The sequence below is a fragment of the Bacteroides sp. ET336 genome (genome assembly GCF_024733815.1).
GTDB classification, from domain to species: Bacteria; Bacteroidota; Bacteroidia; order Bacteroidales; family Bacteroidaceae; genus Phocaeicola; species Phocaeicola cellulolyticus.
In genome coordinates, this window is sequence record NZ_JANRHK010000018.1 from 20,388 (window position 1) to 45,401 (window position 25,014).

Sequence of the window (25,014 nt, forward strand, 5' to 3'; positions counted from 1 at the left end):
ACAACAGACATAAACAAAAACAAACAAGTATAAACTATAAGAGAAAAAAGAATGAAACCAATAGTAAGTATCATCATGGGTAGTACTTCTGACCTTCCGGTTATGGAAAAGGCTGCCAAACTGCTTGACGAAATGCAGGTTCCTTTCGAGATTAACGCACTTTCAGCTCACCGTACTCCGGCCGAAGTTGAAGCATTTGCAAAAGGTGCTGCCGACAGAGGACTGAAAGTAATAATAGCTGCTGCCGGTATGGCTGCCGCACTTCCGGGAGTTATTGCTGCCAACACTACACTTCCTGTAATCGGAGTACCTATTAAAGGCTCTGTACTCGATGGTGTTGACGCTTTGTATTCTATCATCCAGATGCCTCCTGGAATACCTGTAGCAACAGTAGCTATCAACGGAGCAATGAACGCTGCAATCCTGGCAGTACAGATGATAGCACTCTCTGACGAGGAATTGGCTAAGAAGTTTGCCGCTTACAAGGAAGGACTGAAAAACAAGATTGTAAAGGCAAACGAAGAACTGAAAGAAGTTAAATACGCATACAAGACTAATTAAATGGATTACTTCAACTATTCACGCCGAAAGGCAAACGAAGTATATGTTGGCGCCACTCCTATGGGTGGCGCTAATCCTATACGCATACAGAGCATGACCAACACCGTAACAATGGATACAGAGGCTTGTGTAGAACAGGCCAAACGTATCATCGACGCCGGTGGAGAATATGTACGCCTCACCACTCAAGGTGTGCGCGAGGCTGAAAACATGAAGAATATAAACATTGGACTGCGCTCGCAAGGTTACAATACCCCTCTCGTGGCAGATGTACACTTCAATCCGAACGTGGCGGATGTAGCTGCACTTTATGCCGAAAAGGTACGTATCAATCCGGGTAACTATGTCGATCCTGCCCGTACTTTCAAAAGCCTGGAATACACTGACGAGGAATATGCACAGGAGATACAGAAAATCCGCGAGCGTTTTGTCAAATTCCTGAACATCTGCAAGGAAAATCACACAGCAATCCGCATCGGGGTGAACCACGGGTCACTGTCGGACCGTATCATGTCACGCTATGGCGATACCCCTGAAGGCATGGTTGAATCATGTATGGAGTTCCTTCGTATCTGTATAGAAGAGAATTTCAGCAATGTAGTAATCTCCATCAAGGCTTCCAACACTGTTGTCATGGTAAAGACCGTCAGACTGCTTGCCGAACAGATGGAAAAGGAAGGCATGGCATTCCCTCTGCATCTTGGTGTGACTGAAGCAGGAGACGGAGAGGACGGACGTATCAAGTCAGCTCTCGGAATAGGCGCACTCCTTGCCGACGGACTTGGCGACACCATACGCGTATCGCTCAGCGAAGCTCCTGAAGCAGAAATTCCTGTTGCACGCAAACTGGTGGACTACATCATCAAACGCGAAAACCATCCTTATATCCCTGGAGCCGAAGCAGACGATTTCTGCTACACCAACCCTTCAAGACGCAAGACAAACGCCGTAGGCAACATTGGTGGCGACAACCTCCCTGTAGTTGTTTCCGTACGCCTGAACGGCAACATGGACATGAACGAACAGTTCAAGCCTGATTACGTATATTGCGGACAGACTCTGCCTGAAAACAGGAGAAAGGACATCGGCTATATAGTTGACGCAAACGTTTGGAATGGCGAAGAAGGCACTTATCCTGCATTCAACACCCAGCAGATTATAGGTCTGCACCAAATCCAATCGGACATCAAATTCCTGTTTACCACTTATATGGGCCTCAACGAAGAGGTAACAGCATGTCTGCGTCTGCATCCGGAAGTTGTAATCATTGCACAGAGCAATCATCCTAACAGACTGGGCGAATACCGTGGTCTTGTTCATCAGCTCACAAGACAAGGCCTGAAAAACCCTGTAGTGTTCTTCCAGATGTATGAAGAAAATTCTGTTGAGGACTTGCAGATTAAATCAGCAGCCGACATGGGAGCATTAATATTCGACGGACTGACTGACGGTATCCTGCTTTACAACAACTCCTCGGCCATAGCAGATAAGAAACTTGACGAAACAGCATTTGGAATTCTTCAGGCCGGCAGAGTACGTACTTCCAAAACCGAATATATATCTTGTCCGGGATGCGGAAGAACTCTTTACGACCTTGAATCGACAATTGCCCGCATCAAGGCCGCGACTTCACATCTGAAAGGCCTGAAAATAGGAATTATGGGATGTATAGTAAACGGGCCGGGAGAAATGGCGGATGCCGACTATGGCTATGTAGGGGCAGGACGCGGCAAAATCAGTCTGTACAAGCGTAAGGAATGTATAGAAAAGAATATTCCTGAAGAACAGGCTGTAGAAAAACTGATAGAACTGATAAAAGCCAACGGAGATTTCCACGAGAAATAAAAGAAATCACCATATTACACAATAGGGAGGGAGACAGACGCGTCTTCTTCCCTTTTTTGTTTTTAACCGCATAGAAAATATACACTTACATCATATTTGTAACATAAGCAAAAACATTTGTAACATCATATTTCAAATGATAGGAGAAATATCTTTTTCTTTGTAAACGCTTTAATGGCAACAACAAATAACAAGATAGTAAAACCTAAAATTATGAAACGAAAAACAACAATCACTCTGGCAGTGGGAATACTGTCATCACTATTCCGGTTATCCGGACAAAATCCTATTATACAAACCTGTTATACGCCGGATCCGGCTCCGTATGTACATGGCGATACGGTCTATCTGTTTACAGACCATGACGAAGACGACGCACAATATTTCAAGATGAAAGACTGGCTGCTTTTTTCTACTACAGATATGGTAAACTGGACATTCCGCGGAGTGCCTTTGTCAACGGCAACATTCAAATGGGCAAAACAGGGAGACAACGCATGGGCTTCGCAGGCTATAGAACGGGACGGAAAATGGTATTGGTATGTAGCAGCTGAAGACACGACCAAACATTTGCATGGCATAGGCGTTGCCGTGGCAGACCGTCCTGAAGGCCCATACAAGGATGCTATTGGCAAACCACTGGTTCCGGGAGGCTTTGGATATATTGACCCGTCGGTATTTATAGACGATGACGGACAGGCATATCTGTTCTGGGGAAACAACGGATTATGGTATGCCAAACTGGGACGCGACATGGTGTCATTAGAGAGTGAAATAATAAAAGTCAACACGGATGACGAGTCTGCCTTCGGCCCTAAAGTATTGAAACACGACTGGCAACTGAACAAAAAAATCATGAAAACAGGATACGAAGAAGGCCCTTGGGTTTATAAACGTGGAGACACTTATTATATAGAATATGCAGCAGGAGGAGTACCGGAACACATGGCATATTCTACGGCAAAAAGCATTGCCGGACCATGGAAATACGGTGGACGCGTTATGGAGGAAGCAAACAACAGTTTTACCATACACGGCGGTTCTATAGAATTCAAGGGACGTAACTTTATGTTTTATCATGACGGACGTCTGCCAAACGGAGGAGGTTTCCGCCGCGCTTCTTGTGTGGAGGAATTCAAATTCAACGCCGACGGTTCCATACCACACATTCCTTTTACAAAAGAAGGAGTGAAAAAGCCTGTTAAAAACCTTAGCCCGTATGAACGTGTTGAAGCAGAGACTATGGCAGACAGCTACGGTCTGAAAACAGACCGTCAGGAAGGTAAAGACCATTGGCTTACACGTATCTATAACGGTTCATGGCAGCGTATTCGCAGTGTTGATTTCGAAAATGGAGCCAAATCAATAACTGTCTGTGTACGAGGCAAAGCAGGCGGAACAATAGAAATTAGAGTTGACGACAAGCCCGTATCCATTATCAGCGTAACTACAAACAAAGAATGGCACAACATCTCTGCACCGGTAGAGAAAGTTACCGGAGTACATGACGTTACAATATTATATCGCGGAGGCGATGAAGAACTCTTTGAGTTCGACTGGTGGAAAATGGATCAGAAATAACCCGAAAAAAATACTTCTCTGCCAGTTTTTATCGAACTGACAGAGAAGTATCATAAAAATAATATATCAGATTTTTACCCTTACTTTGATACTGACAGAATTTTAGCATATTCAGCCTTATTCTGAAGTACTTTTACAGCACTTTCAAGGTCGTCATCGTCTTTCAGACGTTCCATCGCCGCACCACGCTGATAGAAATATCTTGTTATGATCTCCTGAGAGAGATATTCGCTTATCTGTTTCTTGAATGTCTCAAGGTCGCGGTCCAGATTATGGTTAAGTTTCTTTTCAAGAGCTGCAAATTCCTCTTTGGCTCCATCCATATATCCCTCAAATTCTGCCATTTCCTTCAAGGATTTAAGCATCTTCTCACTCTGGCGGTCATATGTAAAATCACGCGATTTCACCAGTGTTTTGAATTTTTCATAATCATCATCTGTCAGCTTGAAGTCTGCAACAGAAGCCGGCGCCTGATGAGTCCAGCAGTACTGTGTGGCATAATCGAATATAATATCCTCGTTCATAAGATAGAATATAATATTAGGGAACTTCTGGGCCTTTACTTCTATATCAGGACGTATTCCTCCACCATCGCGTACCTCTCGGCCTATAGCTGTATGAAATACATTTGTAAGGCTGTCAGGTGTACGTGCTACCGAGCCGTCTGCATTCTTCTTTGAATAGTCGATAGCCTGGATACATCTGCCACTAGGTATATAGTACTTGGATGTAGTAACCTTCAGAGTACCATTATAAGGAAGCGGACGTGTGGTCTGAACAAGTCCCTTACCGTATGTACGGCTACCTACAATCACCGCACGGTCAAGATCCTGAAGCGAACCGCTGAGAATTTCGGATGCAGAGGCAGAAGAGCCGTTCACCAGAACGACCAAAGGGATTTCGGTGTCAACCGGTTCAAAACGTGTCTTGAAAGAATTTTCCGCCTGTTTGATTTTACCCTTGGTATAAACTACTTCCTGACCTTTCGGTACGAACAGACCGACAATATCTACTGCCTCAGCCAGCGAACCGCCACCATTATCTCTCAAATCTATTATAAGAGATTTCGCGCCTTGCTGTTTGAGTTCGATAAATGCTTTCTTGAAATCTTTAGAACAATTGTCTGTGAAACTCTGAAGAGCAATATATCCTATACTGTCGCGCACCATTCCATGATATGGTACCGGATTTGTACGTATATTCCTGCGGGTAATCTTGAATTCCATTTCAGTACTGTCGTTCTGCATAGGACGGAGGACTTTAAGCACAAACGAAGTTCCCGGTTCACCGCGCAGAGCTTCACTTACCTTACTTGAGAACTCCTGTGGTTTCATGTCTCCGCGAAGCATCGGCTTTCCTCCTACTTCCAGTATTATATCACCTGCCTTCACTCCCGATTCGGCAGCAGGCATACCCTCAGTAGGCTCAACTACTACAATACGGTCGTTTGCCTCATAATATCTGATTGCTGCGCCAATACCTCCGTACTTTCCGGTAATCATCTCCTTCAGACTGCTGACTTCTTCCTCTGGATAATATTCTGTATAAGGGTCTGTAAGTGCCAGCATGCCGTTAACACCGTTCTGAATCATCTTTTCCACATCAACAGTATCAACATAAAACATATCCAATTCCTTGAATATAGAATTGAACAAATCAAGATTCTTTGCTATCTTGAAGTTTCTGTCATCCCCCTTGAAACTTAGCAATCCCAGACCTACCAATATGGCAAACGCGGCTATAATAGTCTTCTTAGTATTCATATCTTTATATATTGTTTATTTTATAATGTATTTCAAAATATTATTGCAAAGAAAAGCATTATTCTGCTTAGAGCAACAGAAAATGTCCAATATTTAACTTAATTTCGTCAAGGAAAGGGAGATACGCTTCTCTCAGATGCAATATCACACAAGAATTTTAGGGTAAAACAAAATATTTTCATCTTTTTTTTGCCAAAGGTATTGCATAATTCAAAACAAGCTAGTATCTTTGCACCGCAATCGAGAAAACAACCTTCTTCAGTAGCTCAGTCGGTTAGAGCATCTGACTGTTAATCAGAGGGTCGTTGGTTCAAGTCCAACCTGAAGAGCGAAAATCGAGATTGCAAAATTCTTCAGTAGCTCAGTCGGTTAGAGCATCTGACTGTTAATCAGAGGGTCGTTGGTTCAAGTCCAACCTGAAGAGCAAAAAAATCAACACATATCTTATCATTCTTCAGTAGCTCAGTCGGTTAGAGCATCTGACTGTTAATCAGAGGGTCGTTGGTTCAAGTCCAACCTGAAGAGCAAAAAGGTTCGCTTAACAGTGAACCTTTTTTGTTATATATCAGAAACGCTTGATCAAGAAACTGAAATCTGTTCTGAGATAAATACCAGCCAAGAAACTGATAGAGTTCGGAACATGAGAGAACTTCACTTCCAAATTTCCATCATCACCTGAAAGCGTAGTCTTAGTATCAGCCGCAAAGGTGTTATACACATCGGCATGTACTCCTAAAGCAAACCCCTTTCCTATCCTGTGTGAATACTCCAGACTCAAATATGCCATTTTAGGATCTTTATACACCTGACCAGGATTACACATTGATACCGCGCCAAACAAAGGATCGCCCATAAGAGAGACAAAATCATGACATTGCCAATAAGCGGCATGCAAACGGAAATTCTTAAAATCGGCAACTGCCTTACCATAAAAGCCATATCCATTATCAGATGGGAATATGTCCCCTTTCTGCTGCGAGTAGTATGCAGCATCGGCTTCTATGTTAAGTCTGTTAAAACAAGGGAATGGTGTCTTGATGTCAACCCCAACACCTGCCGCTGCATTAAACCATGTTTTTACACCACGAGATGTTGCAGACGTATTAATCTCTCCACCCTGATGCTTAAAAATCAACTGGACGGGTAAATACCAATGTACCCTATCTAAAGAAGAGTTGGCTTTTACCCTCGACGATACACCAAAAGTGAATTCTTCCTGACGATTATCGCCCTGAAATATAAAGCTCTCCCAGTTCACCCACATATCCATATTAGAACATCTGGTATTCCATAAAAACTGCACACCAGCCTCCGGATCGGACGTCATAACCATTTCCTTATTATACAATGGTTCAATAAGACCATGATTGTTACTACCGTAAATATTTCCAAGGACCAAAGAAATGCCAGGAAGAGGCTTATAATGAACACGGAAGAACGGAACTGCATGAAAGGCACTCTGAGTATCGCCGGTATCATAACCGGGAAGATTGGCATAATGTGTATTAGGATATTTACTTTCTCCCCAGTATCTCAACATGTATGCACCCGCCTCTATCTTCAGATTTCTCAGCGGCTGATATGAAACAGAAGGTAAAATCCATAGTCCAGGCAATGTATATCCCTTCACGAGTTCTCCTTTATACTCATTATTACGAAAGAAATTCAAGTTTCTGAAACGCAACCTTAACTCATGCAATTCGCTTGCAGAGAATGTAGTATCTTCAGCATAGACAAGCTCATTCATTCCCTGAGAGAAGATATTCCCAATTGACAGAAAAACAAAAGCCACAAACACTGTAATGCAGCCGGTTATTGATGTTTTCATCGTAAACAAAGAATTAATATTTGCAGTTGAACATATTTTATGGTACAAAATTAAAAAGTAAATCATTCTGTTATCTATTTTGCCCATAAATATTTATACCCTCATAATTAATCGCACGACTCAAGAATTACAAGGACAATCTCACTAGGAGTGAAAAGCCTTACATCCTTACGCGAAGTTCCCAATCCATTACTTATTATTACGGGAATGCCTGATGTATTCGTCTTTTTTCCGGTAAGAAAACGATTGCCATATTTTGAGAATTTAGCCGGACTCCATTTATTGAACAGACTAACCTGTCCGCCATGTGTATGCCCAGCCAAAGCAAGATCTGTATTTGAGATATCTACATCTTCCACATAGTCAGGCGTATGAGTCAACATTATGACAAAATCATCTGGACGCAACGACAATGTAGGCGAAACTCCATTATGCTCAAGATCAAACGGGTTCCTGATTCCACAAATCATTATTCTGCCACACTCTCTTGTTATAGTATCAACCTTATGTTCCAAAAGTACGACTCCTGTCTTATCCATAGCCTTGCGCACCAGTGAATCATTCTCCCCTCGCTCATGATTACCCATCACTGCATATATGCCATAAGGCATCTTAACACTGGATATAGCATCAAACAACTCGCCAACATCTCCACCGTTCCGGCCTCTATAATCTCCGCCGAGCAGCAACACATCCGCATCCAATGAAGTGAGCGCCTTGACCAATGAAGGGAGACGTTTCCTGCCGAAGCGACTCTCATAATGAAAGTCTGTAGCAAAAGCTACCCTGAATCCATCAAAACACGGAGGAACATCCTTACTGGAAATATGATACGTCTTTATACGGCCTATACCTTTGTATTTGGAGAATGAAGCAGTGGCGCATGAAGTAAGAGCAGCCGATACGATGAGCGACAGAACGATATGTATCAGTAATTTACGCATAAATGAACATTTCGATTGGTTATATACGCGAAAGTAGCATTTTATGTACTAACTTTGCGAGCGGTTTCAGAAAAAAATTGTTATGGTAAAGACTAATTCCGTAAAAGCATGGTTTCTGGCAGCACGCCCCAAAACATTGACAGGGGCTGCCATTCCGGTTATGTTGGGCTGCGCTTTGGCTTACACATACGGACATTTCAACATTGTACCTGCTATATTATGTTTCCTATTCGCATTCCTGATGCAGATAGACGCAAATTTTATAAACGACCTCTTTGACTTTCTAAAAGGAACTGACAGAGAAGACCGCTTAGGTCCGGAACGTGCCTGCGCACAAGGCTGGATATCGCCAAAGGCAATGAAAGCCGGCATAGGTGTGACTACAGTACTGGCAGGAATAACAGGTCTGTCGCTACTGAATTTCGGAGGATGGGAATTGATACCGGTAGGAATAGCATGTATGGTATTTGCCTTTCTATATACCGCAGGACCTTACCCTCTGGCATATCACGGATGGGGAGATGTACTTGTACTGATTTTCTTCGGCTTCGTTCCTGTCGGATGCACTTATTACGTTATGGCTCATGACTGGAACACATCTGTAACCATTGCGTCAATCGCGTGCGGACTAATCATTGACACATTATTGATGATAAACAATTTCCGCGACAGGGAGCAGGACGCCGTGAGCGGTAAGAAAACAATCGTAGTGAGACTTGGCGCCAGAGCGGGGCTTATTCTTTATTTTCTGCTCGGACTGGCAGCTTGCTGGCTATGTTTCTATTTCCTGAGCATAGAGAAAATATATGCAGTACTGTTACCACAATTTTATCTGGTAATGCATATCATGACAACGATAAGAATGGCAAAGATAGGAAAAGGAAAAGCCCTTAACACGATTTTAGGTGAGACATCAAGAAATATGCTTATTTTCGGTATAATGCTTACACTGGGATTAATCTTATAATACCACATCAGTAAGTATAAATTGAGAGCCCGTTCGGTGAAAATTCACTAAACGGGCTCTCAATTTATTTTAATATGAATGAGATACTAATGTTTCTCTATCAGCACTGTGGCATATGCGGATATACCTTCTTCACGCCCTGTAAATCCCAACTTTTCTGTAGTTGTGGCCTTTATAGAAACATCGTCAACATCTATACCCATAACCTTAGCCAATACTTCCTGCATTTCCGGTATCCTGGCTTTCAGTTTAGGACGTTCGGCGCATACAGTAGCATCAATATTACCGACTGTATATCCTTTTTCTTCTATCAGCTTTACAGTACGGGCAAGAAGTATCTTGCTGTCGATATTCTTGAACTCTCCGGAATTATCCGGAAAATGAAATCCTATATCACGCATATTTGCCGCTCCAAGAAGAGCATCGCAGATGGCATGTATAAGCACATCGGCATCCGAATGTCCCAACAAGCCCAACTCATGTTCCAGCTTTATTCCACCAAGCCATAGCTCCCTGTCGGGAACAAGACGGTGAACATCAAAACCAAATCCTACTCTTATCTTCATCGTATATAAAAATCAAGTACTTTTTCGTTTTCAAGATAACCTTCCAGATGATTGTCAATACTTACGGGGCCTACTCCTACCGGAGTTCCTGTAAACAGCAGATCACCAATCTTCAATGTGCAGAACTGACTGACATACGCAATAATCTTATCCACACCGAAAAGCATATCGCGTGTATGGCCTGTCTGAACTGTCTTTCCGTCTATGTCAAGATGGAAATGTATATCCTGTATATCCTTGAACTTTTCTATATCCACCCAATCGCCTATGGCAGCGGAATTATCAAATCCCTTGCATAATTCCCAAGGCTTTCCTTCGGCACGGAACTTTCTCTGCAAGTCGCGGGCAGTAAAGTCTATACCCACTGTAACAGCATCATAATATCTATGGGCGAAACGTTCGGAAATATTCTTTCCAAGCCTGTTTATACGTACCACCAACTCTGTTTCGTAGTCTATCTGTTGTGAAAAGTCTGGAATAAAAAACGGTTTGCTATCTTTTAGAATAGCGGAATCCGGCTTCATGAAAATCACCGGCTCCTGCGGAAGGGACTCGTCGGCATGGAGCTCCTTGCAGTGAAGGGAATAATTCATTCCTATGGCTATAATCTTCATATTATGATTATTTTAATTCTTCATTTAAACGATTAAACATAACGGCCAGATGTGCATATAGAGATGTATTCTGCACAACTATGTCTTCGGGCACACGTATTCTGAACGGAGTAAAATTCCATACAGCCTTTATACCTTCGCCTACCATATAGTCTGTTATTTCCTGAGCTATACTGATAGGTACTGTCAATATACCGATATTTACATTGGACTGCTTGATTATTTCCGGAAACTTGTCAGTGTGATAAACCGGTATGCCGGCTATAAAAGTGCCTACTTTCTTGGGATCAACATCGAATGCCCCAACAATTTCAAGCCCGAAATGCGAAAGACCTGTATCCTGAAGCAAAGCTGCTCCAAGACTACCTACGCCAAACAGATAAGCTTTATGCAGATTTGTAAATCCTAGAAAATCCTCCAATACACTGACCAGACAATCTATATCATAACCGACACGTGTACGCCCCGATACAGCCACATACGACAAGTCCTTGGCAACTTGCGAAGAGTCAATATTTATCTGTCTTGATATTTGTGTGGACGACACATATTTCTCCCCTTGGCTTTTCATAAGTTTTGCACAAGACAAATACCAAGGCAAACGTCGGAGTGTCGGTTCCGGTATTTTATCCGATATTTTATGAACTGGCGATGTCATGACATAAATAAAACTAAACTGTTAATTGCAAAATTAGTCTATTTATTTGGAAACGCACACATAATAAAGAAAAAGTTTATACCTTTGGTTGAATTTAAACATTTACAGAAAATGAAAAGCAACGACTGGAAGGAAAGATTGAACATTGTATATTCCACAAATCCTGACTTCAATTATCAGACAGAAGAGAATGAAGAGAATGAAACAATTGAGAAGAACAAGCAGAAACTCAGAGTTTCAATAGAGAAAAAAGGACGCGGCGGAAAAACCGTAACACTGATAACCGGATTTGTAGGCAAGGATGATGATCTTAAAGAACTTGGAAAGATATTGAAAACAAAATGCGGAGTTGGCGGATCAACAAAAGACGGAGAGATAATCATTCAGGGGGATTTCAAACAAAGAATAATTGAACTACTAAAAACAGAAGGATATACACAAACCAAGTGATACCAACAAAAAAAACGCTGCCGACAATCGGACAGCGTTTTTTAGAATGAATGAAAAACAAGTGAATGTGATTTTTTTCTTAGAATAGAATTATTTTCTTAAACAATAGATTAAAGGGATACGGGTTATTTAATATATAAAACAAATAAACAAATACTTTTTCATTAACTTCGATGCAAATATATTAATATTTTCTTTATATACAAAAACTATATCCATATTTTTTAAAATATTTAATAACATCCCTCTAAAATGGCAATAAAATACATACTGTGCATATCTACATATATAAAATAAATAATAAACGAAGGCTGTACTCAAAGAATAAATTTGTACTTTTGCCCATATTATATTAAGAATAAAAAAGATATGGCACTAATTAAACCGGTAAGAGGCTTTACACCACAAATAGGAAAAAATTGCTATCTGGCAGATAATGCCACTATCATAGGCGATGTTAAAATGGGGGATGACTGTAGCATATGGTTCAATACTGTACTAAGAGGTGATGTCAACTCTATACGTATCGGAAACAGGGTAAATATACAGGACGGAACCGTACTGCATACTCTTTACGAAAAATCCGTTGTTGAAATAGGTGATGACGTATCAATTGGCCACAATGTTACCTTGCACGGAGCATGCGTTAAGGACAATGCTCTGATTGGAATGGGTTCTACACTTCTGGACAACGCTGTGGTTGGTGAAGGAGCAATAGTTGCTGCGGGTGCACTTGTACTGGCAAATACAGTGATAGAACCACATACTCTTTGGGGCGGAGTACCAGCAAAATTCATAAAAAAGGTTGACCCTGAACAAAGTAAAGAATTAAACCAGAAGATAGCGAACGGATATCTGATGTATGCTTCATGGTTTAAAGACGAAGAAGAGAAGAGCAAATAATAAATACAAAACAGATAATTATTACAGATGAAAGAATTTTTCAACCTATTGACAAGATTTGTCTCTCCATATAAAAGATTTGTTGTATGGGCTATAATATTGAATGTGCTTTCTGCAGTATTCAATGTCTTTTCATTTTCACTGCTAATACCAATACTTAACATATTGTTCAAGACAGACGGAGGAAACAAGGTATATACTTTCATGGAATGGGGAAGCGCACCATTGAAGGATACTGCCGTAAACAATTTCTACTATTATGTGTCAAAACTGATAGAGATATACGGATCATCGACAACTCTCTTATGGTTGGGACTGTTTCTTGCCGGAATGACACTTTTTAAAACTGCATGTTATTTCGGATCATCTGCAGTAATGATTCCATTGAGAACAGGAGTAGTACGCGACATAAGGACATTGGTATATTCAAAAATAATGTATCTCCCACTAAACTTTTTCTCATCAGAAAGAAAAGGTGACATCATAGCCAGAATGAGTGGCGACGTAAGTGAAATAGAAAACTCTATCACCAGCTCGCTGGATATGTTACTTAAAAATCCAATTCTTATAATATCATATTTCACAACACTGTTCATCACAAGCTGGCAACTTACCGTATTCACCCTTCTTGTTCTTCCTACAATGGGATGGGTAATGGGACAGGTAGGTCGAAAACTTAAAAGACAATCACTTGAAGCTCAAGAGAAGTGGAGTGAAACAATGTCGCAACTGGAAGAAACACTTGGCGGACTGAGAATTATCAAGGCTTTCGTAGCTGAAGAAAAAATGATAAATCGCTTCAACAAATGCAGCAACGAATTCAGACAGGCAACAAACAAAGTCGCTATAAGACAATCGCTTGCACATCCTATGAGTGAATTTCTGGGTACAATACTTATAGTCATAGTACTATGGTTTGGAGGTTCGCTTATACTGGGGGAAAAATCTACAATAGACGCTCCTACTTTTATATTCTATATGGTAATTCTGTATAGTGTGATAAATCCGCTGAAAGATTTTTCAAAAGCAGGATACAGCATACCTAAAGGATTGGCTTCTATGGAGAGAGTTGATAAAATCCTTAAAGCAGAAAACAATATCATAGAAAAAAAGGATGCCTCTCATATCACGGAGTTGAAAAACGACATAACTTTCGACAATGTATCGTTCAGTTATGGAGATAATGAGGTATTGCATGAAATAAACCTGAAAATAAAGAAGGGTGAGACAATTGCATTAGTAGGACAAAGCGGATCTGGTAAATCAACTCTGGTAGATTTAATTCCACGCTTCCATGATGTACAAAAGGGGAAAGTACTGATTGACGGTGTTGACGTAAAAGATCTGGTAGTAAAAGATCTACGTTCGCTGATAGGAAATGTAAATCAGGAAGCCATTCTGTTTAACGATTCATTCTACAACAATATAACATTCGGCGTAGAAAATGCTACCATGGAACAGGTTATAGAAGCTGCCAAGATAGCGAATGCACATGATTTCATTATGGAAACAGAAGAAGGGTACGACACAAATATTGGAGATAGAGGATGCCGTTTGTCTGGTGGACAAAGACAAAGAATCTCAATAGCAAGAGCTATACTTAAAAATCCGCCGATACTAATATTGGACGAAGCAACATCTGCCCTGGATACAGAAAGCGAAAGACTCGTACAGGAAGCTCTGGAAAGATTAATGAAGACGCGTACAACTATAGCCATAGCACATAGATTGTCAACCATCAAGAATGCAAATACAATATATGTGTTATACGAAGGAAGAATAGTGGAAAGCGGAAAACACGAAGAATTATTGAAGAAAAACGGATATTACAAAAGGCTTAACGACATGCAGGCTTTATAAAGCGAAAGCTTTTATACATAAAAACGATAATAAAAGAAAATGAAAATAGTTGTTGACAATAAAATTCCTTATATAAAGGATACATTGGCAAAAATTACTAAAGATGTTGAATATCTGCCCGGGAATGAAATAACAGCTGAAAAAATTAAAGATGCAGATGCGCTTATAATCCGCACACGAACCAAATGCAACAGACAGCTGTTACAGGACAGCAAAGTAAAATTTATTGGTACAGCAACAATAGGATTTGACCATATTGATACTGATTATTGCAAAGAAGCGGGAATTACATGGAAAAATTGCCCTGGTTGCAATGCCGGCGCAGTAGAACAATATGTTCATGCCGCTTTGGAACTTTTACATAAAGAAAAAGGACTGGTATTCGAGAATACGTGTATCGGAATTGTAGGCGTGGGACATGTCGGCAACAGAATAAGATCACTTGCCCAAAGATTGGGAATGAAAGTCTTGCTAAATGACCCTCCGAGAGAAGATAATGGCGAAAAAGGCTTCGTAAGCCTGGATACCATAGCCAGAGAGTGCGACATAATAACTTTTCATACTCCACTGATAACAGAAGGGAAGTATAAAACATATCATCTGGCAGACAAATCTTTCTTCGACAACCTCAATAAAAAAACTGTAATAATAAATACATCCAGAGGAGAGGTTGTAGAAACAGACTCTATTCTAAATGCAATAAACAAAGGAGAAGTGTCTGAAGCAATAATTGATGTTTGGGAAAATGAGCCGCACATCAACCTCGAATTGTTGAACAAAGTATATTTCGGAACGCCACACATTGCAGGATATTCGGCAAACGGTAAATTCAATGCAACACAAATGACGCTTAAATCGTTAACCGATTTTTTCGGAATTGATATGGATATAGATATAAAGCTGCCTGATACTTCCGACAATAGTGGAACCGCTGAAAATAAGAATGATATACTTCTTAAGTACAATCCTAAAAATGATTATAACTTATTACTTTCATGCCCTGAAGATTTCGAAAAAATAAGAGGAAATTATAATCTAAGAAAAGAATAACTAACGCATAAATTCATGTTTTCACAGTATAATTCATGCACAAATGGCATGTTTTTGTGCAAAAAAATGCATTTATTTGACTGAATATTTGGTGAAAACAAGAAATATTTATTCCTTTGCAGCAAATATTTAATCAATAAATCAATTTTATAAACTTAAAAAATTAAAATTATGTCTGAAATTGCATCAAAAGTACAGAAAATTATCGTTGATAAATTAGGTGTAGAAGAATCAGAAGTTGTACCAACAGCTAGCTTTACTAACGACCTAGGTGCTGACTCTTTGGATACAGTTGAATTGATCATGGAATTCGAAAAAGAATTCGGTATCTCTATTCCAGATGATCAGGCAGAAAAGATCCAGACTGTAGGTGACGCTATCTCTTACATCGAATCTAACAAATAATCAATCTCTGTTTATGGAATTAAAGAGAGTAGTAGTAACAGGTCTTGGCGCATTGACTCCACTGGGAAACACTGTTCCTGAATTCTGGAACAACCTTATCAATGGAGTAAGTGGGGCAGGACCTATTACTCACTTTGATGCTTCAAAGTTTAAAACACAGTTTGCATGCGAAGTTAAGAACTTCAATGCTGCAGATTATATCGACCGTAAAGAAGCCCGTAAGATGGACCTTTACACTCAATATGCAGTGGCAGCTGCAAAAGAAGCTGTAACAGATGCTGCTATTGATGTCGAAAAAGAAGATTTGAACAAAATTGGTGTTATTTTAGGTGTAGGTATCGGTGGTATCCGTACTTTTGAAGAAGAAGTTGGCGGATACGAACAGACTAAAGATACTATCGGACCTAAATTCAGCCCATTCTTTATACCTAAAATGATTGCCGACATCGCATCTGGACAGATTTCCATCATGTACGGCTTTCATGGACCTAATTTCACAACTACATCGGCATGTGCATCATCATCAAACGCAATTGCAGATGCTTTCAACTATCTTCGTCTAGGAAAAGCTAATATCATAGTTACCGGTGGAGCTGAAGCAGCTATTTTTGCAGCTGGTGTAGGCGGTTTCAACGCAATGCACGCGCTTTCAACACGCAATGACGATCCGACTCGTGCATCACGTCCGTTCAGCGCAAGCCGTGACGGTTTCGTAATGGGAGAAGGTGCCGGAATTTTAGTTCTTGAAGAACTGGAACATGCCAAAGCTCGTGGAGCAAAGATTTATGCTGAATTAGCAGGTGTAGGAGCTTCAGCTGATGCTCACCATCTTACAGCTTCACATCCTGAAGGACTCGGTGCTAAACTTGTCATGGTCAATGCACTGGAAGATGCAGGAATGCAGCCTGAAGATATCGACTACATCAACGTACACGGAACTTCAACTCCTGTTGGTGATGTTTCTGAAGTTAAAGCTATCAAGGAAGTGTTCGGCGAACATGCATATAAGCTTAACATCAGCTCTACAAAATCAATGACAGGTCACTTGCTTGGAGCAACCGGTGGTGTTGAAGCTATTGCTAGCGTATTATCTGTTAAGAATGATATTGTACCTCCAACAATCAACCATGAAGAAGGAGATAACGATGAAAACATCGACTACAATCTTAACTTCACATTCAACCATGCACAAAAACGTACTGTACGTGCTGCATTAAGCAATACATTTGGTTTTGGTGGTCACAATGCATGTGTAATCGTTAAAAAATACACTGAATAAACTGTGTCAATAGAAAATATTACAGATAGAATAAGACTCTTTTTCCGAAAGGAAAAGGAGCCTTATTTTCGTTTTTATAAGATACTGGGATTTTATCCTCACAACATTGAAATATACAAGCAGGCATTACTACACAAATCGTCTTCTGTAAAGACTCAGGGAAGGCTTGTAAACAACGAAAGACTGGAGTTTCTGGGAGATGCTATTCTTGATGCAGTAGTGGCTGACATTGTGTATAAGAAATTTGAGGGTAAAAGAGAAGGATTTCTTACTAATACCAGATCGAAAATCGTACAAAGGGAAACCCTGAACAACATTGCGATTAATATAGGATTGGATAAACTCATAAAGTATTCTTCAAAACAATCATCGCATAACAGCTACATGAGCGGTAATGCTTTTGAAGCTCTTGTCGGGGCTATATATTTGGACCGTGGATACGAGACATGTATGAAATTCATGGAAAAACGTATAATAGGCCAATATATCAATCTTGAGAAAATCTCAAGGAAAGAAGTTAACTTCAAATCAAAACTCATAGAATGGAGTCAGAAAAACAAATTTGAAATAGAGTTCCGACTTATCGGACAAACATCAGACGAAAGCCAGAACCCTATTTTTGAGACCCAGATTTTAGTTGAAAACATTTCCGGAGGAACCGGTAAGGGATACTCTAAAAAAGAGTCACAGCAAGAAGCTGCACATGCCACAATGACAATGATTAAAAAGGATTCTGTATTCATTGATGCCATTTTTGCTGCCAAGAATGAAAGAGAAAACTCAAATAATAATCTAGAGCAAAATAATGCAGTTGAAAATACAGCAATCGAAGAAGAATACAAATTTGAATCTATGGCCGAAAAATTTGACGATGAGGAGAGAATAATATCAGAGGCCGAAGAAGCCGCTTTTTCTGAGGCAGAAGGCTCTAATTCAGTCAAGTCTGAATAAATATTATAATCGTCAGAAAACAAAGCATAAAAAAAGCGTGAATTACATTTGGTTTAGCCTTTGTAATTCACGCTTTAAATTTATCTATTCAGATGATTGATTATTCAGCACGCAAAGTGAAACGTTTGAAATCAATAATTGCCAATTCTGGATCTGCAGCTTTCAAAGTATCTGCAACTGTCTTCTTAGGATCCATGATGCTTTCCTGGTTCAAAAGACAAACTTCTTTCAAGAATTTACCCAAACGACCTTTAGCAATATTTTCAATCATAGCCTGTGGCAAGTTTGCAGCCTTTTCAGCAGAAACTGTAGCTTTGATTTCTTTAGCTTTAGCTATATCTTCAGCAGTGATCCATCCCTTAGCCATGTTGCTTTCCATGTGCTCTTCGCTATCAACATGAGCAGGATTGATACCAGCTTTCTTCAAAGCAGCTTCAACAGCTTTCTGTACCTGTTCAGCTTTAGTCTTTTCAATAGCAACATTGATTTCTTCCTGTTTTACTGATTCAGGAACACCAGCTTCATCAATTGCTATAGGATTCATAGCTGCAATCTGCATACAGATTTCATGAGCAACCTGCTGATCGCAAGGCTTGTTGAAAGCAACCATAGTACAAAGCTGATTCTTGTTCATGTGGTTGTAAACAGCTGTACAAGCGCCAGAAACGAAGAAATAGCCATCCAATTCAGTTTTTTCACCAGTAACACCGCTGCGTTCTACAATTGCATCACCGATTGTAGCATTACCCATAGGAAGAGCCTTGATTTCATCGATAGTCTTGCATTTGTTTTCAACAGCAGCATCAAGAATAGCCTGAGTCAAAGCAACGAAATCTGCATTCTTAGCAACGAAGTCAGTTTCGCACTTCAAAGCTATCATTGCAGCATAATCACCAGTTGATTTAGCCAAAACGCAACCTTCAGAAGTTTCACGGTCAGAACGTTTTGCAGCAACTGCCTGTCCTTTTTTACGAATAATTTCCATTGCCTTGTCGAAATCGCCTTCTGCGTCGTTCAAAGCATTTTTACAGTCCATCATACCAGCTCCAGTCATTTTACGAAGCTTGGTAATATCCGCCATACTTACAGCCATAATAATTTCTTTTTATTAAGAGTTAATAATATCGTTATAAAACAAAATTGAGAATTGAGAATTGAGAATCTGAGCAAATATGTTCCATTCCCAATTTTCAATTCTCAATTTATATATTTGTCTTATTCAAGAATTAAGCTTCATCTTCCTTTACGAAAGCAGCAGCTTTTGCTGCATTGATAGCATCTTCTTCTGCCTTATCCATGCGAGCTCTTGCAGCTTTTTTCTTAGGAGCCTTTGGAGCAGCAGCTTCACCTGCAGCATCCATATCTACTTTTTCAGCTTTTCTTTCTTCCAAACCTTCAGCCATTGCAGCACAACAAGCATCAAGAATTACTTCTACAGACTTAGTTGCGTCATCGTTTGCTGGGATTACATAATCAACATTTGAAGGATCAGAGTTAGTATCTACTATTGCAAATACAGGAATACCAAGACGGTTAGCTTCACGTACAGCAATATTTTCCTTCAAAACGTCGATAACAAACAATGCAGATGGCAGACGAGTCAAATCAGCGATAGAACCAAGGTTCTTTTCAAGTTTAGCACGCTGACGAGAGATTTGAAGGATTTCTCTCTTTGACAAGTTTGAGTAAGTTCCATCGTTAGTAAGTTTGTCGATAGTTGCCATCTTCTTAACAGCCTTACGGATTGTTGGGAAGTTAGTCAACATACCACCTGGCCAACGTTCTATAACGTATGGCATATTTACAGAAGCAGCTTTCTCAGCTACTACCTGTTTAGCTTGTTTTTTAGTAGCAACAAAAAGGACTTTCTTTCCTGATTTTGCGATCTGCTTCAAAGCATCAGCAGCTTCTTCAACTTTTACAACGGTTTTGTTAAGGTCGATGATATGGATACCGTTGCGTTCCATAAAAATATAAGGAGCCATTGCTGGGTTCCACTTTCTCTTCAAATGTCCGAAGTGGCAGCCTGCTTCCAATAATGTATCAAAATTTACTCTTGACATTGTTTTTAAATTTAATCGTTTACTTTCTTTTTTGTTTAAATTGAACCAACTGTCCGGTAGTTTCTCCGCAAACAATTGTAGGGAAAATCCTGACAGTTTAGATACTAAACGCTTTTACATTTAAGTTTTTGAGTTTCTAAGTTCTTGAGTTTAGTCTGAAGTTTCGCAAACCGATTACTTGCAACAAACTTACAAACTTAAAAACTAACAAACTCAATCGCTTAACGTTTACTGAACTGGAATCTTCTACGTGCTTTCGGACGTCCTGGTTTCTTACGTTCAACAGAACGAGAGTCACGAGTCATGAAGCCTTCTGCACGAAGAGCCTTCTTGTCGTCTGCGTTGATTTTAACAAGTGCACGAGCGATAGCCAAACGCAAAGCCTGTGACTGTCCTGTAAAACCACCACCACACAAATTTACTTTAATATCATATTTTTCAGCCACCTGAAGAAGGTTAAGAGGCTGTTTAACTACATACTGCAGAATAGTTGATGGAAAGTACTCTGCAAGGTCTCTCTTGTTAATAGTAATCTTTCCTGTACCTTCGCTAACGAAAACGCGAGCAATTGCGCTTTTACGTCTGCCTAATGCATTTACTACTTCCATTCTTTATTATTTAAGTGTGTTAATATCAATAACTTTAGGAGTCTGAGCTTCGTGTTTGTGTTCAGCACCCTCATAAACATACAAGTTGCCTAGTAACTTAGCTCCCAGACGGTTTTTAGGAAGCATACCTTTAACAACTTTCTTCATTAATTTTTCAGCGCCATTAGGTTTAGCCATCAAGCGAGCAGGAGTGATTTCGCGCTGACCACCAGGATAACCTGTGTAGCTCAAATACACTTTGTCATTCCACTTATTACCTGTAAACTTAACTTTGTCTGCATTGATGATAATAACGTTATCACCGCAGTCCACATGAGGAGTAAAGTTTGGTTTGTACTTTCCTCTCAACAGTTTCGCAACTTTTGCACCGAGACGTCCTACGACCTGGTCGGTAGCATCAACTACAACCCATTCTTTTGTTGCAGTTTCCTTGTTTGCAGAAATGGTCTTGTAACTTAAAGTATCCACTCTTAAATCTTTTTTAAAATGTTAACTACTAAAAAACGAATCCGTCACACTCCATCCGTCCCGGACAAAGAAGAATAAAGTGCTCAGAATCTTAAATTTATCACTATTTGATAATAATCGGCTTGCAAAGGTACAACTTTTCTTGAAACAGACAAAGTTTTTCCATATTTTTCTATTATAATCAGTTGATACTATGTAAAAAAGGCTACTATCGTAATAAAACGACAGTAGCCCGTTTATATATTTTAGTACTATATTTATCGATTACCTAATAATGTTCTCAGGATATTTTTCCGGCATAGTAACCTTTTTCCAGGTTTCATAGCACCATGAATCTATTATATTTCCGTTAATATCCTCTTTCAGAAAATATTTCACAACCATTATTCCATTTTCCTTCATTTCGTATTCCATCACATTCTTTTTTCCGTTCAGCTGCGGAAGATGGAGATTTCTTTCAACAATTTCTGTATATGATTTTTCAGAATCCACCTCATATGTCCCTTCACCTATTATAATAGCTCCATGAGGCATCATAACCATATTAGTAAACCGTCCGTCGTCCGAAAGAATTTTAAATGAATTACTTGTTTTAAGCTCACCGGCTACATCCGGAGAATTAGAACGGTAAAAACACATCTGCCATACGCCATTAAGACTTACAGGAACTTTTTCAGCCTTTTGCGCCAACGCATTACCCGATGCCACCAGCAACAATAATGCCAATAATAAGAAACTGCGCATTTTCATAACACTATATATTTAAGTTTATTAATAGGTTTCTACAAATATAACAAAAATAATTATTAGACACACAGATTAGCATCATTTTTTTTATTATCAGGCCTTAATCTTAATACATATTACAAAAAAGGCTGTACGGAATTATCCATACAGCCTATAATTTCTATATTCTCGAATATTAGAATTCTGCATTTCTCGGAGTACGAGGGAAAGGTATAACGTCACGTATATTCGACATACCTGTCACGAACAACAACAAGCGCTCGAAACCAAGTCCGAATCCAGAGTGAGGACAAGTTCCGTACTTACGAGTATCAAGATACCACCACATATCCTTCATAGGAATACCAAGTTCCTGAATACGTGTAAGCAGTTTGTCATAGTCAGCCTCACGTTCAGATCCACCAATAATCTCACCAATCTTAGGGAAGAGCACATCCATAGCACGTACAGTTTTTCCGTCTTCATTCTGTTTCATATAGAATGCCTTGATTTCCTTAGGATAGTCTGTCAGGATTACCGGTTTGTTGAAATGTTCTTCCACCAGATAACGTTCATGTTCAGAAGCCAGGTCAGCTCCCCAGAATACAGGGAATTCAAATTTATGACCTTTGGCTACAGCGTCTTCAAGTATCTTGATACCTTCTGTATATGGAAGACGTACAAAGCTATCTTTCAATACGCCCTGCAGACGGTCTATCAATCCCTTATCGAACATATCGTTCAGGAATTTGACGTCATCATAGCAGTTATCCAAAGCCCACTGCACACAATATTTAATGAACTCTTCAGCCAAGTCCATATTATCATTGATGTCATTGAAAGCCACTTCAGGTTCAATCATCCAGAACTCTGCCAAGTGACGAGGAGTATTAGAGTTCTCAGCACGGAAAGTAGGACCGAAAGTATAGATTGCACCAAGTGAAGTTGCAGCCAATTCACCTTCAAGCTGACCTGAAACAGTCAAACTAGCCTGCTTGCCGAAGAAGTCATTATCATAAACTATAGATCCATTCTCATCCTTCTTCAGATCATACAGATTCATGGTAGTAACCTGGAACATCTGTCCCGCACCCTCACAGTCAGAAGCAGTAATGATAGGAGTATGGAAATAGAAGAAACCACGGTCATGGAAGAATTTATGTATAGCGATAGCCATATTGTGGCGAATACGGAACACTGCGCCAAAAGTATTTGTGCGCGGACGCAAGTGAGCTATCTCACGAAGGAACTCCATAGAGTGTCCTTTCTTCTGAAGAGGATAAGTATTGTCACATACACCCAACACTTCTATTTCGCGAGCCTGAATTTCGGCAGCCTGTCCCGCACCTACAGATTCCACTAATTCACCGTTTACGCTGATACATGCACCTGTAGTAATCTGTTTGAGCATTTCTTCATCGAAGTTAGCCAAATCAACAACCACCTGCACATTATTTATAGTAGAACCGTCATTCAAGGCGATAAAGTTTACCTGTTTACTACCGCGGCGGGTACGAACCCAGCCCTTAACGTTGACCATACTGCCGAATTCACGTGATTTCAGCACATCAACAATTTTTGTTCTACGAATCATTTCCATCATTTAATAATTTATATTATTCAAAAGACCCCATACGGAGCATATTCACTTCATTTTCTGTCAAGAATCTCCAGTCACCGCGACGCAATCCTTTCTTTGTAAGTCCGGCAAAATAAACTCTGTCAAGTTTAATTACCTTATATCCCAAATGTTCGAATATACGGCGTACGATACGGTTCTTTCCAGAGTGGATTTCTATTCCAACCTGCGACTTATCAGTATCAGAAGCATAGCTTACAGCATCAGCATGAATTTCTCCATCTTCCAAAGTTATACCTTGTACAATTTGGTCAAGATCGGCTTTTGTAACATTTTTATCGCAATATACATGATAAATTTTCTTTTTCAAGTATTTTGGATGAGTAAGTTTCGAAGCCATCTCGCCATCATTGGTAAGCAGAAGAACACCTGTTGTATTACGGTCAAGTCTTCCCACCGGATAAATACGTTCCTTACATGCATTCTTCACATAATCCATCACAGTCTTACGTTCCTGCGGATCATCCGCTGTAGTAACGCAATCCTTTGGTTTGTTAAGCAGCAGATACACCTTTCTTTCAATGGTTACCGGCTGGTCATGGAATTTAACCTCATCATTACGATGCACTTTAGTACCAAGTTCTGTCACCACTACACCATTTACAGAAACCACTCCTGCTGTGATAAACTCATCAGCCTCACGACGTGAGCATATACCGGCATTAGCAAGGAACTTGTTCAAGCGGATAGGTTCATTAGGATCTGTAAGCACATCCTTATACTCTATCTGCTTCTTCATGCTATATTTAGCATTCGGGTTATAATCATTTGTGCGCTGACGGAATCCTCCCTGACGGTTGTTTCCATATCCGCCACCCTGCTGGCGATATCCGCCCTGCTGTCCCTGACGAGAACGGAACGAACGCTGTTCACCCCCATCATTGTTAAATCTAGGAGTAAACTGACGCTGCTGACGATCACCGCCGTTGTTATTAAAACGTGGTGCGCCGTAAGAACGTTCCCCTCCTTCATTGTTTCCATATGGGCGATTGCCATAAGGACGTTGCTGACGGCCATAATTGTTATTGCCATAACCTCCACGCTGCTGACGGTCAGCACCATTATTATTGTTGTTAAATCGAGGGTTGAACGAAGAGCGGTTCTGACGTTGCTCACCACCTTCAAATCCATTGTTAGGACGACGTCCGTAATTTCCACCCTCATAACGATTGTTTCTGTTATAACCTTCTCTGTTGTTGTAAGATTTTCTACCATCGCGGCCAGACTGGTTTTCACCGTTTTGTCTGAATTCTCTTTCTGTCATAATAATAAAATCAAAAAATTA

24 protein-coding genes and 3 tRNA genes are annotated in these 25,014 nt (G+C 40.1%); 14 read left to right on the plus strand and 13 right to left on the minus strand.

The features are described from left to right. The first annotated feature begins 51 nt into the window (after positions 1 to 51). The 3 genes from purE (at position 52) to NW213_RS13735 (ending at position 3,987) form a co-directional block, all read left to right on the plus strand. On the plus strand, positions 52 to 561 hold the full coding sequence (gene purE, locus NW213_RS13725) for a 5-(carboxyamino)imidazole ribonucleotide mutase (protein WP_154043105.1): 510 nt from the start codon (positions 52 to 54) through the stop codon (positions 559 to 561). Next, positions 562 to 2,406: a 4-hydroxy-3-methylbut-2-en-1-yl diphosphate synthase gene (locus tag NW213_RS13730; RefSeq protein ID WP_258323121.1), complete on the plus strand. Its 1,845-nt coding sequence runs from the start codon at positions 562 to 564 to the stop codon at positions 2,404 to 2,406. 213 nt (positions 2,407 to 2,619) lie between these two features. Next, positions 2,620 to 3,987: a glycoside hydrolase family 43 protein gene (locus NW213_RS13735; RefSeq protein WP_258323122.1), complete on the plus strand. Its 1,368-nt coding sequence runs from the start codon at positions 2,620 to 2,622 to the stop codon at positions 3,985 to 3,987. 80 nt (positions 3,988 to 4,067) lie between these two features. On the opposite strand, the gene NW213_RS13740 is transcribed toward NW213_RS13735, so the two are convergent. Then, positions 4,068 to 5,750, minus strand: a complete 1,683-nt coding sequence (locus NW213_RS13740) for a S41 family peptidase (protein WP_204392638.1) — start codon at positions 5,748 to 5,750, stop codon at positions 4,068 to 4,070. 255 nt (positions 5,751 to 6,005) lie between these two features. Between NW213_RS13740 and NW213_RS13745 the strand changes: the two genes are divergently transcribed. The 3 genes from NW213_RS13745 to NW213_RS13755 all read left to right on the plus strand — a co-directional run bounded on the left by NW213_RS13745 (position 6,006) and on the right by NW213_RS13755 (position 6,275). Beyond that, a tRNA-Asn gene (locus tag NW213_RS13745) sits at positions 6,006 to 6,079 on the plus strand. Between the two features lie 21 nt (positions 6,080 to 6,100). Further along, positions 6,101 to 6,174, plus strand: a tRNA-Asn gene (locus NW213_RS13750). Positions 6,175 to 6,201: 27 nt separating this feature from the next. Beyond that, positions 6,202 to 6,275, plus strand: a tRNA-Asn gene (locus NW213_RS13755). Positions 6,276 to 6,315: 40 nt separating this feature from the next. On the opposite strand, the gene NW213_RS13760 is transcribed toward NW213_RS13755, so the two are convergent. Together NW213_RS13760 and NW213_RS13765 are read right to left on the minus strand one after the other, a co-directional pair. After that, positions 6,316 to 7,578: a hypothetical protein gene (locus NW213_RS13760; RefSeq protein WP_258323123.1), complete on the minus strand. Its 1,263-nt coding sequence runs from the start codon at positions 7,576 to 7,578 to the stop codon at positions 6,316 to 6,318. A gap of 107 nt (positions 7,579 to 7,685) precedes the next feature. Continuing rightward, positions 7,686 to 8,522, minus strand: a complete 837-nt coding sequence (locus NW213_RS13765; RefSeq protein WP_258323124.1) for a metallophosphoesterase — start codon at positions 8,520 to 8,522, stop codon at positions 7,686 to 7,688. 82 nt (positions 8,523 to 8,604) lie between these two features. Between NW213_RS13765 and NW213_RS13770 the strand changes: the two genes are divergently transcribed. Beyond that, the gene (locus tag NW213_RS13770; protein WP_375338154.1) at positions 8,605 to 9,489 is read left to right on the plus strand and encodes a 1,4-dihydroxy-2-naphthoate polyprenyltransferase; all 885 of its coding nucleotides are present in this window, start codon (positions 8,605 to 8,607) and stop codon (positions 9,487 to 9,489) included. 86 nt (positions 9,490 to 9,575) lie between these two features. Here the strand turns inward: NW213_RS13770 and ispF are convergent, their stop codons facing one another. Genes ispF through NW213_RS13785 form a run of 3 tightly spaced genes read right to left on the minus strand, consistent with a single transcriptional unit; the run spans position 9,576 to position 11,327 of the window. Beyond that, positions 9,576 to 10,055 carry a 2-C-methyl-D-erythritol 2,4-cyclodiphosphate synthase gene (gene ispF, locus NW213_RS13775; protein ID WP_204392633.1) on the minus strand — a complete coding sequence of 160 codons (480 nt, stop codon included), beginning with the start codon at positions 10,053 to 10,055 and terminating at the stop codon, positions 9,576 to 9,578. Continuing rightward, on the minus strand, positions 10,052 to 10,669 hold the full coding sequence (locus NW213_RS13780; protein ID WP_154043097.1) for a fumarylacetoacetate hydrolase family protein: 618 nt from the start codon (positions 10,667 to 10,669) through the stop codon (positions 10,052 to 10,054). The genes ispF and NW213_RS13780 overlap by 4 nt, the downstream gene beginning before the upstream one ends. 7 nt (positions 10,670 to 10,676) lie before the next feature. Continuing rightward, positions 10,677 to 11,327 carry a redox-sensing transcriptional repressor Rex gene (locus tag NW213_RS13785; protein ID WP_258323125.1) on the minus strand — a complete coding sequence of 217 codons (651 nt, stop codon included), beginning with the start codon at positions 11,325 to 11,327 and terminating at the stop codon, positions 10,677 to 10,679. Positions 11,328 to 11,438: 111 nt separating this feature from the next. Between NW213_RS13785 and NW213_RS13790 the strand changes: the two genes are divergently transcribed. The 7 genes from NW213_RS13790 to rnc all read left to right on the plus strand — a co-directional run bounded on the left by NW213_RS13790 (position 11,439) and on the right by rnc (position 18,225). Continuing rightward, positions 11,439 to 11,777 (plus strand): translation initiation factor, encoded by a 339-nt coding sequence (locus NW213_RS13790; protein WP_258323126.1) that lies wholly within the window; start codon positions 11,439 to 11,441, stop codon positions 11,775 to 11,777. 369 nt (positions 11,778 to 12,146) lie between these two features. Beyond that, positions 12,147 to 12,680: a gamma carbonic anhydrase family protein gene (locus tag NW213_RS13795; RefSeq protein WP_258323127.1), complete on the plus strand. Its 534-nt coding sequence runs from the start codon at positions 12,147 to 12,149 to the stop codon at positions 12,678 to 12,680. 27 nt (positions 12,681 to 12,707) lie between these two features. Further along, positions 12,708 to 14,540, plus strand: coding sequence for an ABC transporter ATP-binding protein (locus tag NW213_RS13800; protein ID WP_258323128.1), 1,833 nt, complete (start codon positions 12,708 to 12,710; stop codon positions 14,538 to 14,540). Positions 14,541 to 14,579: 39 nt separating this feature from the next. After that, the gene (gene pdxB, locus NW213_RS13805; protein ID WP_258323129.1) at positions 14,580 to 15,590 is read left to right on the plus strand and encodes a 4-phosphoerythronate dehydrogenase PdxB; all 1,011 of its coding nucleotides are present in this window, start codon (positions 14,580 to 14,582) and stop codon (positions 15,588 to 15,590) included. A 171-nt stretch (positions 15,591 to 15,761) separates the two neighbouring features. Next, positions 15,762 to 15,995 (plus strand): acyl carrier protein, encoded by a 234-nt coding sequence (locus tag NW213_RS13810; RefSeq protein ID WP_154043091.1) that lies wholly within the window; start codon positions 15,762 to 15,764, stop codon positions 15,993 to 15,995. A 13-nt stretch (positions 15,996 to 16,008) separates the two neighbouring features. Beyond that, on the plus strand, positions 16,009 to 17,274 hold the full coding sequence (gene fabF / locus NW213_RS13815; protein WP_154043090.1) for a beta-ketoacyl-ACP synthase II: 1,266 nt from the start codon (positions 16,009 to 16,011) through the stop codon (positions 17,272 to 17,274). A 9-nt stretch (positions 17,275 to 17,283) separates the two neighbouring features. After that, positions 17,284 to 18,225 carry a ribonuclease III gene (rnc, locus tag NW213_RS13820; RefSeq protein WP_258323145.1) on the plus strand — a complete coding sequence of 314 codons (942 nt, stop codon included), beginning with the start codon at positions 17,284 to 17,286 and terminating at the stop codon, positions 18,223 to 18,225. 100 nt (positions 18,226 to 18,325) lie between these two features. Here the strand turns inward: rnc and tsf are convergent, their stop codons facing one another. The 7 genes from tsf to NW213_RS13855 all read right to left on the minus strand — a co-directional run bounded on the left by tsf (position 18,326) and on the right by NW213_RS13855 (position 24,996). Continuing rightward, entirely contained in the window at positions 18,326 to 19,318 is a 993-nt protein-coding gene (tsf, locus tag NW213_RS13825) for a translation elongation factor Ts (protein WP_204392619.1), read from the minus strand. Between the two features lie 133 nt (positions 19,319 to 19,451). After that, positions 19,452 to 20,288 carry a 30S ribosomal protein S2 gene (gene rpsB / locus NW213_RS13830; RefSeq protein WP_154043088.1) on the minus strand — a complete coding sequence of 279 codons (837 nt, stop codon included), beginning with the start codon at positions 20,286 to 20,288 and terminating at the stop codon, positions 19,452 to 19,454. Positions 20,289 to 20,509: 221 nt separating this feature from the next. Beyond that, entirely contained in the window at positions 20,510 to 20,896 is a 387-nt protein-coding gene (rpsI, locus tag NW213_RS13835) for a 30S ribosomal protein S9 (protein ID WP_154043087.1), read from the minus strand. A gap of 6 nt (positions 20,897 to 20,902) precedes the next feature. Further along, positions 20,903 to 21,364, minus strand: coding sequence for a 50S ribosomal protein L13 (rplM, locus tag NW213_RS13840; protein WP_154043086.1), 462 nt, complete (start codon positions 21,362 to 21,364; stop codon positions 20,903 to 20,905). A gap of 264 nt (positions 21,365 to 21,628) precedes the next feature. Beyond that, entirely contained in the window at positions 21,629 to 22,114 is a 486-nt protein-coding gene (locus tag NW213_RS13845) for a DUF4488 domain-containing protein (protein WP_154043085.1), read from the minus strand. A gap of 172 nt (positions 22,115 to 22,286) precedes the next feature. Beyond that, entirely contained in the window at positions 22,287 to 23,690 is a 1,404-nt protein-coding gene (gene asnS, locus NW213_RS13850; protein WP_154043346.1) for an asparagine--tRNA ligase, read from the minus strand. A gap of 16 nt (positions 23,691 to 23,706) precedes the next feature. Then, complete coding sequence (locus tag NW213_RS13855; protein WP_375338155.1) at positions 23,707 to 24,996, minus strand: pseudouridine synthase; 1,290 nt, start codon at positions 24,994 to 24,996, stop codon at positions 23,707 to 23,709. Between the last annotated feature and the right edge of the window lie 18 nt (positions 24,997 to 25,014).